Annotated in this window: 8 protein-coding genes; all 8 read right to left on the bottom strand. The window is 68.6% G+C overall.

The window, feature by feature from the left end:
• Positions 1–16: 16 nt before the first annotated feature.
• Genes OG741_RS05445 through OG741_RS05410 form a run of 8 tightly spaced genes read right to left on the bottom strand, consistent with a single transcriptional unit; the run spans position 17 to position 12,636 of the window.
• On the bottom strand, positions 17–1,156 hold the full coding sequence (locus tag OG741_RS05445; RefSeq protein ID WP_389369154.1) for a hypothetical protein: 1,140 nt from the start codon (positions 1,154–1,156) through the stop codon (positions 17–19).
• Positions 1,149–1,499, bottom strand: coding sequence for a hypothetical protein (locus tag OG741_RS05440; protein WP_266487773.1), 351 nt, complete (start codon positions 1,497–1,499; stop codon positions 1,149–1,151). The genes OG741_RS05445 and OG741_RS05440 overlap by 8 nt, the downstream gene beginning before the upstream one ends.
• 3 nt (positions 1,500–1,502) lie before the next feature.
• Positions 1,503–2,168: a hypothetical protein gene (locus OG741_RS05435; protein ID WP_405595676.1), complete on the bottom strand. Its 666-nt coding sequence runs from the start codon at positions 2,166–2,168 to the stop codon at positions 1,503–1,505.
• An 8-nt stretch (positions 2,169–2,176) separates the two neighbouring features.
• Positions 2,177–2,764, bottom strand: a complete 588-nt coding sequence (locus OG741_RS05430) for a hypothetical protein (RefSeq protein ID WP_405595674.1) — start codon at positions 2,762–2,764, stop codon at positions 2,177–2,179.
• A 19-nt stretch (positions 2,765–2,783) separates the two neighbouring features.
• Positions 2,784–9,359 carry a DUF4157 domain-containing protein gene (locus OG741_RS05425; protein ID WP_405595672.1) on the bottom strand — a complete coding sequence of 2,192 codons (6,576 nt, stop codon included), beginning with the start codon at positions 9,357–9,359 and terminating at the stop codon, positions 2,784–2,786.
• Positions 9,356–9,664 carry a hypothetical protein gene (locus tag OG741_RS05420; RefSeq protein ID WP_405595670.1) on the bottom strand — a complete coding sequence of 103 codons (309 nt, stop codon included), beginning with the start codon at positions 9,662–9,664 and terminating at the stop codon, positions 9,356–9,358. Before OG741_RS05420 ends, OG741_RS05425 begins: the two co-directional genes overlap by 4 nt.
• Positions 9,655–11,769 carry an ATP-binding protein gene (locus OG741_RS05415; protein ID WP_405595668.1) on the bottom strand — a complete coding sequence of 705 codons (2,115 nt, stop codon included), beginning with the start codon at positions 11,767–11,769 and terminating at the stop codon, positions 9,655–9,657. Before OG741_RS05415 ends, OG741_RS05420 begins: the two co-directional genes overlap by 10 nt.
• A gap of 33 nt (positions 11,770–11,802) precedes the next feature.
• Entirely contained in the window at positions 11,803–12,636 is an 834-nt protein-coding gene (locus OG741_RS05410; RefSeq protein WP_405595666.1) for a DUF4255 domain-containing protein, read from the bottom strand.
• Position 12,637: the final 1 nt, after the last annotated feature.

Here is a 12,637-nt window from a genome sequence, read left to right as displayed (position 1 = left end):
GAAGTTCTCCTGGTCTTTACGGTCGTACGGTGCTGCTGCGGGCGATCAGTCCTTCACGTGAGAGCGTGAAGTTCTGCTGATACGAGCCGGGCCTGAGGTTGTGCGTCACGCTCTTGACGTAGTAGTCGCCGTCGTACGTCACGCCCGAGCCGCGAACCCCCACCAACTCCCGTGGCCGCAGGACGTATCCGTGCCGGTTGACATCCAGCGACCCCGACCCGGAAATCGCGTCCGCGGACGTCGCGGCCCTGGCGAGGGTCTCGGCCTCGGCCTGCCCCAGCTCCTTCTTCGCCGTACCGGAAAGGGTCTTGCGCTTGAGGGCGGGCGAGGCGCGTAGGCCGAGCGGAGGGCGCAGCGGGCTGATGTCGGGCTGCGCCAGCAGCCGCACGTCGCGGGTGCGCGGGTCCTGGACGCGGGCCTGGGGCTCTTCCCTGGCCGTGCCGTCGTAGGCGAAAGTCAGCTGGTCGACGGTGGAGTTGTTGTCCATGTTGACGTTCAGCGCGTGCTGGCGCTGACCGAGTCGCTGCTCGGGCCCCCAGAAGGCGACGGACCGGCCGATACCCGGACCCGGCTCCAGATAGAAGGTGTATCCGTTGGCGCGGGCCAGCTCGTTCAGATACTGCAGATCCGTGCCCGTCTGGTAGTCGACGCGCAGCTGCTCGCGAGGCGGCTGATGGATCTGCTCGCGGATGATCCAGGGATCGATTCCGTAGTCCGCGTACCTCCGCAGAATTCGCTCAACGCGCTGTGCGGGGCCGAGATTCGGATACCGGTCCGTCCGCTCCTCCAGATCCATCAGCAGGGTCAGATCCTCACCGGTGACGGTGAGTGTGGTCTGCCCAGGCTGATTGCTGGCGCCCACTTCCTGCCGCACGATCAGCCCGTCCAGGATCACCGTCGACGTGCCCTTGACGGACGTCGTGACGATCACCCTGGTCTTCGGATCGAAGTAGCCCTCGGGCAGCAGCCGCTGAGTGATCAGTCCCCGTTTGGTCAGATCGAAGGCGAGCTGGAACCCGCTCCGTTCCCCCGCGGTCATGGTGATCTGCGCGGACAACAGAGCCTCGGCCACCTCGGCCGGCACCGGTCGGGTGAGCTTGGGCCCCATGTGCAGGGTGAGATGGACGGGCCCGCTCCCGATGGGCTCGTCAGCCATGGAACCCACCCGGCAGAGGAATGTCGATCGTCCGCCCCGGCTCGGCGGTCAGCTCCTGGGGGTCGAGCACGGGATTGGCGTCCGCGATCTGCCACCACTGCCCGGGGTCGCCGAAGTAGCGCTGCCCGAGATGATCTGGCCGCTCCCCACTGCTGACGGTGTGCGGGGCGGTCTCGCCGGCGGCCTCGCTGAGCGGAGGCAGCAAACGCCGCTTGGTGTACCGCACTTCGGTGCCGTCCGCGAGGCGGTGCACGCCGATCTCCGCGTCGTGGTACCGGCTGGTGCGGGGGTACGGGTGTGCCCCCGGGATCGCGTCCAGCGCACTCTCATAAGGATCAATCACGTCCTACAGCCCCCGTCCAAGCCCGAGCTCGGCCAGCCGCCCGCTGCGCGCGGCGCCGGCGAGCCGTTCCTTCTGCGCCAGATGTGCGAGATACAGGTCGGCCCCGCGGTGCCCGGCAGGCAGATCGCTCACGCTGAGCACCTTCATGCCGATGCCGAGGCTCGCCCTGATCGGATTGAGATTGACGTCGAACGCCGACTCGTTGATGGACAGTTCGGTGAGCCGCACGGGCATGACGCGCTTGCTCCCCCAGGTGAAGAGGGTGAGAGGCATCTCGATCGGGCTGATCTCAATGGTGCCCTTCTGGGTCCGGCGGGAGGCTTCGCGGAGCTGTGCGCTGGTGGGATGCACGAGCATCTCCAGCGTCGCGAGCTGCGGATGGATCCCGTCGGGCGCGGCGACCTCGAACTGATCGGTGGCATCGATCTCGGCGGTGAACTTCCACGTCTCCTCAGCTGGCCCCTTGAGCCGGAGGGCCTCGTTGCGATCCCCTCCGCTTCCGCCTCCGCCGGCGTCACCGCTTCCGCCGGCGGATTGGGGGGCGAGGGAACGTTCGAGGGTGTCGGGGTTGAACTGGAGGACGATGATGCGTTGGGGGGTTCCGCGCTCGGGGTCGACGACGACGATGCCGGAGCGGATGGGCTTGGGTATGTCCGCGTAGCGGGTCATGCGGCTTCCTACTCTGCGTAGTGGTTGAGGATGATCCGCGCATCTCGCTGCAACGATTCGAGGGGATCCTGTTGGGAGACATCCGTGAGCAAGGGGACGAACTCCGGCCAGCGGGAATAAGCAGTGGCCCAGATCCCGGCCGATCGAATTCGGGAGTCGCCGTTGAGGATGGCCTTCTTGATGCGTTTGAAGAATTTCCTGTGGAATTCCCTCGGTGCCCCGACGCCGGCCCGCAGGACAGCTCGGTACAGGGCTTCTCTGTCTTCTGCTCGGTCTACCGCTGTAATGAGTTCGTTAAGTGTCCATGGATGCACATTGCGTTCGATCGACTCCTGAAGCCGTTGCACGGAATCCTCGGGCGAACCGATGAGGACAAAAACAGAGCACTCCGACCGGCTGTCGACTGCATACTGCAGAACGATATCAGGGGTAACTTGCCACATTACATTGCGAACGATCCCCTCAGGAATGTCGAAAGATTGATCCTGCACTGCCTCCCAATTTCCCTCGGCACCGAATTGCATGACTTCTTCCTCGCTGCCCCAGTCCTTCAGGATCAGACGGCGAGAAGTGTATGACGCGGGATTGTCCGACATTCTGCTTTCCTTGCCTGGATCACTTCTTGAGGCCATAGACGTTGAACAGCCAATCTCGGTCGCCGAACAGCTCGTCCACTCCTTCTACGAGCTCTTCCACTCGCTTGTTCTTGTATTGCTCGGTGGTCAGAATGCCCTCTGCCAGGAGGAGGTCGACGATCGTGTCACGCATTTTCCGCAATTCACCCTCCGAGGAGCCACCTTTCCGCTTCTGCTCCGCGATCTCATCGTCGGTGATGTCATTCTTCTTTACGTCCCAGGTTTTCTTTCCGTTGTCATCGACTCCGGTGACCTTGGGCTTCCTGGCCAGCCATGCCCTGTTACGGTGCTCGCTGTTATTGGCCGTCTTGAGTCTTGCGTCCTCCTTCTTGAGATCGGCGATCAGATCTTGCGATGTCAGAGGCTTCTTGTTGCGCTTGACGGTCTGACCGTTTCGAAGCTTGGCCAGCTTCCGTATCGCGTTTCCGGTGCGGGACAGGAAGCCCCGAATCGGGCTGGTCAGTCGGTTCGCGCCGGTCTGAGTCAAGGCGCCATTGCGGAGCACATCATCAGGCGAACGCTGTCCCAGCTCAATGAGGCGTAGCTCGGCAGGAGCGACGGCCAGCATGTATCCATCCGTACGGAGTCCCTCGGCCAGGGACCTCGTGAGGGCCACCTGGGCCGGCAGCTGGCGTCGTCCCGAGAAGCTTTCCAGGGAATCCTCGTTGCTGAGGATCTTCATGCCGTGACTGCCGAGGACGCTCCCCATCCCCTGGTCATTGGCCTCCCGCGCCATGTTGGAGTACGGACCGAAATCCCCAAGATTGGGTTCATCGGGGTGTCGGTCAACGGTGATCAGGCCCGATTTGTCGCTCTGCGGTCCCTTCGTTCGTGTGAAGTCGAGGGACTGGTTGGTGCCCACGGTGTAGTTGGTCTCAGTGCCTTCCGGGGTGCTCCTCTTCTTGAACTCGGCATCGCCCTCCATCTTTTGATAGACGTCAAGCAGGTTGTTCCCGCCCTTGCCCTCCTCCAAGGCCTGCCTGATGTAGTCCATGACCCGCGCGTCAAGGTCCGAATCCCGCAGTTCGCGGCCCTGTTCGACGGCCGGAAGCCGGGGGTTCAAGACGGCGTCGACATCGAACGAGGTTCCGCCGGCACGAGAGAGCCCGCTGAGCCGGTACCACATCCGCATTCCGGTCAGGAGGCCGCGGAACACACCATCGCGTACGCCCTTGCCGAGGAGAGACGTGAGACGGGGCTTGATCCTGGCCACGATCTTCTGGAGGCGTGCCTCCTTGGACTCCTTGGACTTCTCGTCCTTCGTCTGCTTGTCCTGGTTCTGCCGCTTCTGGTCCTGCTGGTTCTTCTTGTTGTCACGCAGCTGGTCGCGCTTCTTCTTGAAGACGTTGCGCAGCTTCGACGCGCTGTTCTTGAGCGCCTTGCCCGGCTTGCTCTTCTTGAGCTTCTTGCCCAGCGTCTTCGCCGCGTTGCGGACCTTCGTCAATGCCGACTTGACCGCTTTCTTCGCCTTGCCCAGGGCGTTGCCCAGCGGAGACTTCGGCTTCTGGGGCCTGGTCGGCTTGGGTCCCTCGATTTCCCTCTTCTTCTTGGGAGTCTGGGGGGTGCTGTCCTTCTGGCCGCCCAGGGTCTTGTCCTTCGACGGGCCCGGTGTCGTGTCCTTCGGCTTCGCCGGTGTTGGCTCCGGCTTCGCAGGAGACTTCGGTGTCGCCGTGTCCTTCGGTTTCGGCGGGGCCTTCGGGTTAGGGGAAGGCTTCGCCTTCGGCTTGGGGGACACGGCCGGCTTGCGCAGGGTCTGCTTGGCGTTCCGGATCGCGCCCCGCGCCTTGTTGACCGCCTCGCCGGCCGCCTTCTTCGCGCCCTTGCCCGTCTTCTTGAGGCCCTTCATGATCTTCTCGGCCATCGCCTTGAGGCGCTTGCCGACGCCCTTCGTCGCCGAAGACAGGCGGATCATCAGGAAGTTGGCGATGAAGTCGAGCAGCGCCACGATCCCCGCAGCGACCGCCTCCGCGAACAGGCACGCCGCCGGGCCTGCCTTCACCGCCTTCAAGTACGCCCAGAACTTGCTGAAGGCGTTCAGGATCGAGCTCAGGCTCTGCCATGCCGCCATCAAGCCCTGGACGATCGTGAGGATCGCCCCCGCCGCCGGCACCAGCATCGAGACGACCTTCTCGATCACGAGCGACGCGATCATCATCGGCAGCGACGCAATGATCGCGTCCCACGCCATCTTCCCGATCTGCTTGATCGAGACGCAGCCCTTCACCAGGACATTGATGACGGCCTTGCCCAGGCCGAGGATGCCCTCGACCTTCGTGTCGAACCACCGCTTCACGCCGGTCTTGATCGCGCCCCAGAGGTGGTCCTGGATACCGGACTTCGCCGAGCTTCCCGCCTTGCTGATCCAGCCACCCGGGTCCGGGGCGATGTCCGCCACCAGCGCGGCGAACTTGCCCAGCGCCTCGATCGCAGCCTGGGCGAACTTGATGGCGCCGAGGATGACCGCCTGGTAGATCTTGATGACGGCCTTGATGCCCGCCTCAAGGACGTCGAGCAGCGCGTTCAGGCCCGCCGCCAGCGCGTCGAGCAGCGCGTTGACCGCCTTCTTCAGGCCGTCCGCCAGCGCGTTGACCCCCGCGATCGCCTTGTCGCGCAGGCCCTCGATCGCCTTGCGGAACTTGTCCCGCAGCTCGGGGAAGGCCGCGAGCAGCACGTCCCCGATGGCGATCAGCGCGTCCGCCAGCACATTGATCGCGCTGATGGCGAGGTCACGTACGAAGTCGATGGCCTTGTTGGCCCACTCCTTGAACGTGTCGATGATGCCGTTGACGAGCTTGCGCGCCGCGTCGAAGACCTTGGTGACCGCGTCGAGGATCGCGTTGAAGGCGCTCTTCACCTTGTCGGCGACCCAGCCGAAGAAGCCTCCAGAGGGCTTCTCCTCCTCCTTCTTCTTCTCGGCCTCCTTCTCCGCCTTCTCGCGCTCCGTGTCGATCTGCGCGTTGTCCTTGTCCTTCCGGTCGCTGACCTCCTTGTCCTTGTCGTCGCGGGCCTTGACGATTTCCTTGTTTTTCTCGGTGTGTTCCTTCTCGGACTTCTTGTCCGCGTCCTCGATCTTCTGGTCCTGCTCGGTGCGCCAGTTCTCGCGCTCGCGCTGGGCACCCTCAGCCGCTCGGCCGCGCTCGGCCGTCTGCTTCTCGGCGTTCTGGGCGACCTCGCGGTCGATCTCGGTCTGCTTCTCCTGCTTGGCCTGCTGCTCGCCCTGCTGCTGTTCCTTCTCCTTGGCGACGAGGTCGCCCTGGGCCTGGCCCGCGGCTCCCTGGATCTCGCTGCCGCGCTCCTGCTTGGCGACCGCACCGACGCCGGGCTTGGGCGCGGACCCGGCCTTCAGATCGCCTCCGCCGCCCCGCCGTCGACCGCCCGTGGCCTCGCCGACCAGCTGCTCCTTAGGCGCGTCGGGGAAGATCTGGTCCTCGCCCATCGGCTTGGCCGCGTCCTCGCGGCCGGTGCTCTGGATGTCGGACTGCTTCTCCTTGAGCGCCTTGGCCTGGTCGTCCGTGCGCTTCGGGTCGCTCTCGCCCTCAAGCCTGATCTTGGGGGCGGGGCCGACCGTCTTGTTCTGCAGTTCCGGGTCGACGGTCGGGACCGCGTCGGCCGCGGCGTCGACGTTCTTGGCCTCTTCCGCGGTCAGCTTGTCCGCCACGGGTGGCGGCGGCGGGGGAGTGTTGTCGGTGGGCCTCGCGCCCTCCGCCTTCTCGCTGCCCTTCGCCTTCTGCTTCTCGATGCGATCCTCGGGCCCGAGCTTCTCGACCTGGCCCGTCACCTGGTCGGCCGGAGGGGCCGCCTCGGGCGGGCCCGACTGAGTCTGCGGCGCGCCCGAAGGACGTTCCCGCCTCGGCGGGTTGGCGTCCAGCCGCCGCTGCTCCTCGCCGACCTTCTTGTCCGCCGCGGCGTCCACACCAGGCATGGCGGCAGCCGCCTGGTCCGGCGCCAGCTTGCTGACCGTACCGATGGCGGCCTTCGGGTCCTGGCCCGAGACGTCCGGCGGCTCCTCCTGCTTCTCCTCGGGACCGGCCCCACCGCCGCCTCCACCGCAACTGCCGCCGCCCTCCTCCTTCTCCGCCGCGGGCTCCGGCGGGGCGCAGCCGCCGCCGTCCTTCTCCAGCGACGCCTCCGGAGCAGCCTGGGCACCTTCCGGTGCGGGCGCGCCCATCCTGCCGGGGCTGTCGGTCTGTTCGCCCGCGGGGCTGACCGCCGCCTGCGCCGCGGACGGGGCCGCGCCCGGTCCCGCCGCGGGCGTTGGACCGGCCTGCTCGCCGCCGCCGACCGTCCCACGGGGAGCCGCACCGGGGCCTGCTTCCTTGGGGATCCGGCTCTTGGGTCCGGCCGCTTCCCGCTCGGACTTGGGCGGCTCGGCGTCGCGCCGTGCGGCGGGGGAGGGGTTACGGTCCTCGGCGGGAGCCTTCTGAGTCTGCGCACCTGCAGGCCGCATCGCCGCAGGGCCGGGTGACGTATCCGGCGCCGAAGACGCGACAGCAGACTTGTCCCCGGCAGCCCCCTGGGGCTGCCCCTGTTCGCTCCGCTGTTCCTGTTGCCCGCGCTCCTTCAGCTCCTGCTGCTCGTCCTGCGCATCCTTGGCGTCCGGCCGCTCCTCGCCTTCGCCGGAGTCCTCGCCCCTGTCCTCCTGGTCCTGCTGCTGCGCGGGGTCCTGCTTCTCGGCCTCGGGCTCCTGCTGGTCCTTCTCGGTGGTCTCCGGGTCGGGGCCGACCTCCTGATCGGTCGGCTTCTCCGGTTGCAGGTCCTTCGCGCTGCGGTCCTGAGCCTCGGCCGCGGGCCCGCCCTCGGGCTTCGGCGCCTCGCCCTCGACCGGACCCACGTCCTCGCCCGGCGCCTTCGCCTCGGGCCCGGCGGACTCCTCGTCCTCCTCGTTGGCCTCGTTCTCCCGCTGCTGCTCGACCCGTTCCGCCTTGGTCGGCGGCGGTGTCGGGAACGTGGGGACGGACGGCTCCGCGGCACCAGGTGTCATGTGGTCGGCGGTCGGTACGGAGGAAAGGTCCAGGTCGGTGTCGGGCAGATAGTCCTCGGGCTTCAGCTCCGGCTCACTCTTGGCGGCACCGCCCCGGTCATCGCCCTGCTCGCCGCCGATCTCCCGGTCCGCGCCCGCCTCGAGCCCGAGCGGCTTCTCCTCCTCGCGCGGCTCGCCCTCGTCCTCGTCCTTCTCGTGCAGGCCGTGCTCGGACAGCGCGCTGTCCCGCTGCTCCGCCCGCTCGTCCACCTTCTCCGGGCGTACGGGTCCGGGCTGGCCCTTCGCCTTCGGGTCGAGGTTCTCCTGCTTCGAGCCGTCTGCCGGCTTCTTCGCGTCGTCCTTGCGCTTGCGCTTGTCAGCGCCGGGGGCGTTCGCCTGCTCCGGGTCCTGCTCCTCCCGGTCCCGCTGCTCCTTGCGCTCCTCTTTGGCCTGCTCGGAGCCGTCCGCCCGTCCCTGGGCCCGTTCGTCTGCGGCCTCGTCGACCCGCTGACGGTCCTGGCCCTGCTTCTCCTCTTCCTGCCGCTGCTCCTGCGCGGCCTGCTGTCGGGACTGGGCGCGTTCGTCCTCCTGGTCCTTGCGCTGGGCGGCCTCCTGGTCCTCGGCCGCCGTGTCGGAGCGCGCCCTGCTCTGGTCGCCGCCGCGCTTCTCGTCCCGCGCCTTGGCGTCCTTCTGCTCCTCGCGGGAGTCCTCGGCCCGCTTGTCCTTCGAGCTACGCCCGCCCTCTTCCTGCCGCTTCCACTGGGTGCGCTCGACACCCAGGAGCTCGAAGAGGTCCGTCTCCGGTTCGGGCACCTCGGCGGGCTGGAGGTCGACGGGCCCGGTCTCGGAGTCCTCGGCGAGGTCGAGGAGCCGGTCGTACTCGTTGGAGAGCAGCCGCACTTCCAGCCGGTCCAGCACCGAGTCCTGCAACTGCGGGGACATCCGGCCCAGTTGGAGGCGTACGCGTCCCGACAGGTCCGCCGGGTCGCCGCGCAGCGAGCGCAGCACGCCGTTCGCAAGACGGTCCACGAGCGTTGCCGGATCCAGCTGTTCCATACGGGAGCGGTCGGCGTCGACCGTGGCGTACCGCAGCCAGCCGGGCGTCGACGGCTCCGGCTCCACCTGGGGGGCTTGCTCCTCGTCCCGTACGAGAGCCTGCGCCGCCGACTCCGCCTCGCGCTCCATCGCCTGCTGCGGCAGGCTCACCGCACCCAGGTCGCGGCCCGCGCGCAACGCGCCCAGCCCGTCCGGGTTCTGCACCGTGTGCAGCAGCTCATGGGCGAGCAGCCGCTGCCCGTCCGCCGTGCCGGGGCGGTAGGCGCCCTCGCGGACGAAGATGTCCTGGCCGACCGCGACCGCGTCCGCGCCCAGCAGCTCGGTGAGCGTGCCCGCGTCCCGGTCGGTGTGCAGGCGTACCCGGCTGAAGTCGTGGCCGAGCTGCTCCTCCAGCTCCCGCCGTACGCTCAGGTCGAGCGGCTGTCCAGCCCCGCTGACGATGTTCTTCGGCTCCGGCGTACGGGACTTGGCGCGCTCCTTGCGCTTGCGCCGCCGTTCGGCCTGGGCCGTCTGCGCGTCCTGGGCATGTGACGTACTCATCGCGGCTCACCCCGCCCCGAAAGTCCCGCGTGCACGGCACGCGCCAGTGCCTCGCCCAGTCGCCCCGGCGAGGTGGTCGCGGGCAGCGGCGGCAGCCCGGACAGTCCGTCGAGCGCCCGGCCGCCGTCGGCGGCCACCGGCACGCCCCGCTCCCGTACGAGCCGGGCCAGCTCCGCCTGGAAGGCGGCCGACACCCGGTCGGGGTCCAGCCGCTCGAACCCGTCGAGCACCAGCTCGCCGATGTCCACGCGGATCATGCGCTCCGGAAGGCGCGATGCCTCGCGCGGTGCCTCGTTCAGACCCATCCGTGGACCTCCGAGGGCGTCAAGGAGCGGTCCAGCTTGAGGTATTCGGTACGCGCCGCCTCCAGCATGTGACGCATCTGGAGCCGGTCGCCCTCCTCCGCCGCGAGGAAGGCGCCCGACAGCGCGATATTGCGGATCGAGCCGCCCGCCACGGTCAGCCGGGCGAGCTGCTCGGGATCGATGCCCTTCATCGGGGCCCGCGCGGGCAGCACCCGCCGCCAGATCTCGGCGCGCTCGCTCTCACCGGGGAAGGGGAAGTCGACGACGAAGCGGATACGGCGCATGAACGCCGTGTCCAGCGCCTGCTTCATGTTCGTGGTCAGGATCGCGAGCCCCCGGTACGCCTCCATCCGCATCAGCAGATAGCTGACCTCGAGGTTGGCGTATCGGTCATGGCTGTCCTTGACCTCGCTGCGCTTGCCGAACAGCGCGTCGGCCTCGTCGAACAGCAGCAGCGCGCCGCCGCGTTCGGCCGCGTCGAAGACCTTGCGGAGGTTCTTCTCGGTCTCGCCGATGTACTTGCTCACGACCTGCGAGAGATCGATGATGAACAGGTCCAGGCCCAGCTCCTTGGCCATGACCTCGGCGGCCAGGGTCTTTCCGGTGCCGGAACCGCCCGCGAAGAGCGCGGTGACGCCGAGCCCCCGGCGCAGCGTCTCGGCGAAGCCCCACTCCTGGTACACGGTCGAGCGCTGACGCACATGCGCGACGATCTCGCGCAGAATCCGCAACTGCCGCTCGGCCAGCACCAGATCGCCCCACGCCGCCTGCGGCTCGATCCGCCGGCCCAGCTCGTCCATGCCCATCCGGGCCTCGGTGAGCCCGGCCCGCCAGGCAAGAGCGGTGGCGTCCAGTTCGTCCTCGCCCGGCAGATCCCGTACGACGGCCGCGCCGGCTGACCGGATCAGATGCGGCGGAAGCGAGAACTGCTCGACGAGATCCCGCAGATCCTCCTCGCTCACCTCCGGTACGTCCGCGAACGCGTCGGCCCACACGCCCAGTTGCTCATCGCTGTCCAGCGGGGGCACGGACACGCGCTCGCCGCGCGGCCGGGCAGTCTGCCGGGGATCGAGGCTGGAGACGACGAGCGGAACGGCCGCGCTCTCGATGAACGCGTCCGTCGCCGCGGCCTGGTCGCGGTCGAGTTCGCCGACCTCGACGAGCAGGGCGGCAGGCAGCATGATCGCCTCGCGCTGCCACAGCCGCGCCAGGCGGTCGCGCTCGGCCGGATCGGTGGGCATGTCGTCGGCGGCCATCGCATACAGCCCCAGCCCCGAACGGCGGGCCGCCGCAGCGGCGATGTCGGCACGGGTCCGCAGATCGCCGCCGACCAGCTCGACCCGCAGCGGAGCATGCGCTCCGGCTCCCGCCCAGCCCGTGGCGACCTGACTCGCGGCCAGATCGTACGAGGCGGGCAGGGACTCCGGTACGGGCGCACGGCGCAGCAGTCCGTGCAACCGGGAGTCCAGATAGGGCGAGCCGACGAGGAAGTGCAGGATGCGCTCGTCCAGCCGCAGCCGGGAGGTCGTCAGCCGGGTCTCGTCGTCCAGCTCGACGAGCCGCCAGCGGCGCAGCGGGGCGACGGGGGTCAGCGCGCTCCAGTGGGCGCCGTCGAGCGCGGCCAGGGCGAGCGAGAAGGTGGGGTGGGCGCGCTCGGGGTCCCCGCTCGCGGCCGCACACCGTCCACCGGTCGTGGGGTCGAGCTCCGCGGCGGCGGCCAGCAGGACGACGTCACGCTCGAAGGGGCTGAGCCCGAAGCAGGCGACGAGCGAGTCGAGCGTGGCAGGCCCGCGCACGCCGGGGGCGGCTGCGAGAAGGCCCTGGGCTGTCGGTTCGCCTCCGGCCGCGGCAGCGGAGGTGCTGTCTCCGGCTGCGAGTTCGCTCCGCGGAAGGGTCGCGGCGCCCGGGTCGCTTCCCTGCCGTCCGGGCTCATCCGCCGCATCCGCCGCATCCGCCGCACCCGTCGTGGCGCTCTGTCCCCGGCCAGGCCGTCCCTGCGCCCGGGCCGCATGGGCGTCGATACGGGTGAGCACGGACCGTACCGCCGCGAACAACGCACGGCCGTCCGCCGTGGTGGACCCAGCCGACCCGTCGAACGTGCCCATACCCTCACCCGCCCCCGTGTCGCGCACCGTGCCTCAGCTCTGCTTGTCGTCGGCGCCCGCTTCAGTGCCTTTACGGGCACGAGCGGGGGCGGCCCGTTTCGCGACGGGCTTCGCGGCAGCCTTGGTGGCCTTCGCCGCGGCCCGTTTCCTCACCTGCACGTCCGCCTTGGGCTCCGCGTCGGGCGCAGGCTCCGGCTCGGTCGGCGGCTGGGTTACGGACACCGGCGACTCACTCCCCGGCGGCACCGGCGCGCCCGGTGCCCCGAACGGCAGCACCCTCACCGTCCGCCGCTCCACGGGCTTCGCCGGGACCGGCCTCTCGCGGCCCTCGATCAGGACCAGCGACGCCTGGTACGCCACCGACAGGGTGTACGGGGTCTGGTGGAGCATTCCCCACAGCTTCGACGTCTCGTCGATGTCCATCACCGTCGGCGTGAACCGCACCTTCTGCGGCGACTCGGCCAGATCGCTGCCCGCCAGATACGGCCGCTCCGCGGCGAGCTCGATCAACTCCTTGGGCAGCACCGGGATTTCGTGCAGTGTCCGCACCACGCAGCCGATCAGCCGCTGCCCGACCAGCTCCGCCTCCTCCCCGTACGCACTGATCAGAAAGTGCAGATCCAGCGCGGCCGCCGGACGCTTGAGGAGCGTGCCGTCCGAGGCGCGCGTCGGCAGGTCGGTGTGGCGCATCGAGGGGTTCGGTGTGACCTGGTACAGGAAGACGTTGATGGTCGGTTCGGTCGGCGGTTCGGCCGGTGGTTTACGGGTCTCGACCTTGACCGCGATGTCCATCTCGGGGCTCAGGTTGTGATCGATCAGCAGGGCCAGTGCCTGGGTGACCGTCGCGATGGCGAGTGCGTTGCTCATG

Source organism: Streptomyces sp. NBC_01410 (genome assembly GCF_045040195.1).
Classification (GTDB): domain Bacteria; phylum Actinomycetota; class Actinomycetes; order Streptomycetales; family Streptomycetaceae; genus Streptomyces.
This window is presented reverse-complemented; position numbering and strand designations above follow the sequence as displayed.

What these genes read in the sequence shown, in the direction of transcription:
- OG741_RS05445 (WP_389369154.1), bottom strand. Translation starts at nt 1,156, where the DNA reads ATGGCTGACGAGCCCATCGGGAGCGGGCCCGTCCATCTCACCCTGCAC.
- OG741_RS05435 (WP_405595676.1), bottom strand. Translation starts at nt 2,168, where the DNA reads ATGACCCGCTACGCGGACATACCCAAGCCCATCCGCTCCGGCATCGTC.
- OG741_RS05430 (WP_405595674.1), bottom strand. Translation starts at nt 2,764, where the DNA reads ATGTCGGACAATCCCGCGTCATACACTTCTCGCCGTCTGATCCTGAAG.
- OG741_RS05425 (WP_405595672.1), bottom strand. Translation starts at nt 9,359, where the DNA reads ATGAGTACGTCACATGCCCAGGACGCGCAGACGGCCCAGGCCGAACGG.
- OG741_RS05420 (WP_405595670.1), bottom strand. Translation starts at nt 9,664, where the DNA reads ATGGGTCTGAACGAGGCACCGCGCGAGGCATCGCGCCTTCCGGAGCGC.
- OG741_RS05415 (WP_405595668.1), bottom strand. Translation starts at nt 11,769, where the DNA reads ATGGGCACGTTCGACGGGTCGGCTGGGTCCACCACGGCGGACGGCCGT.
- OG741_RS05410 (WP_405595666.1), bottom strand. Translation starts at nt 12,636, where the DNA reads ATGAGCAACGCACTCGCCATCGCGACGGTCACCCAGGCACTGGCCCTG.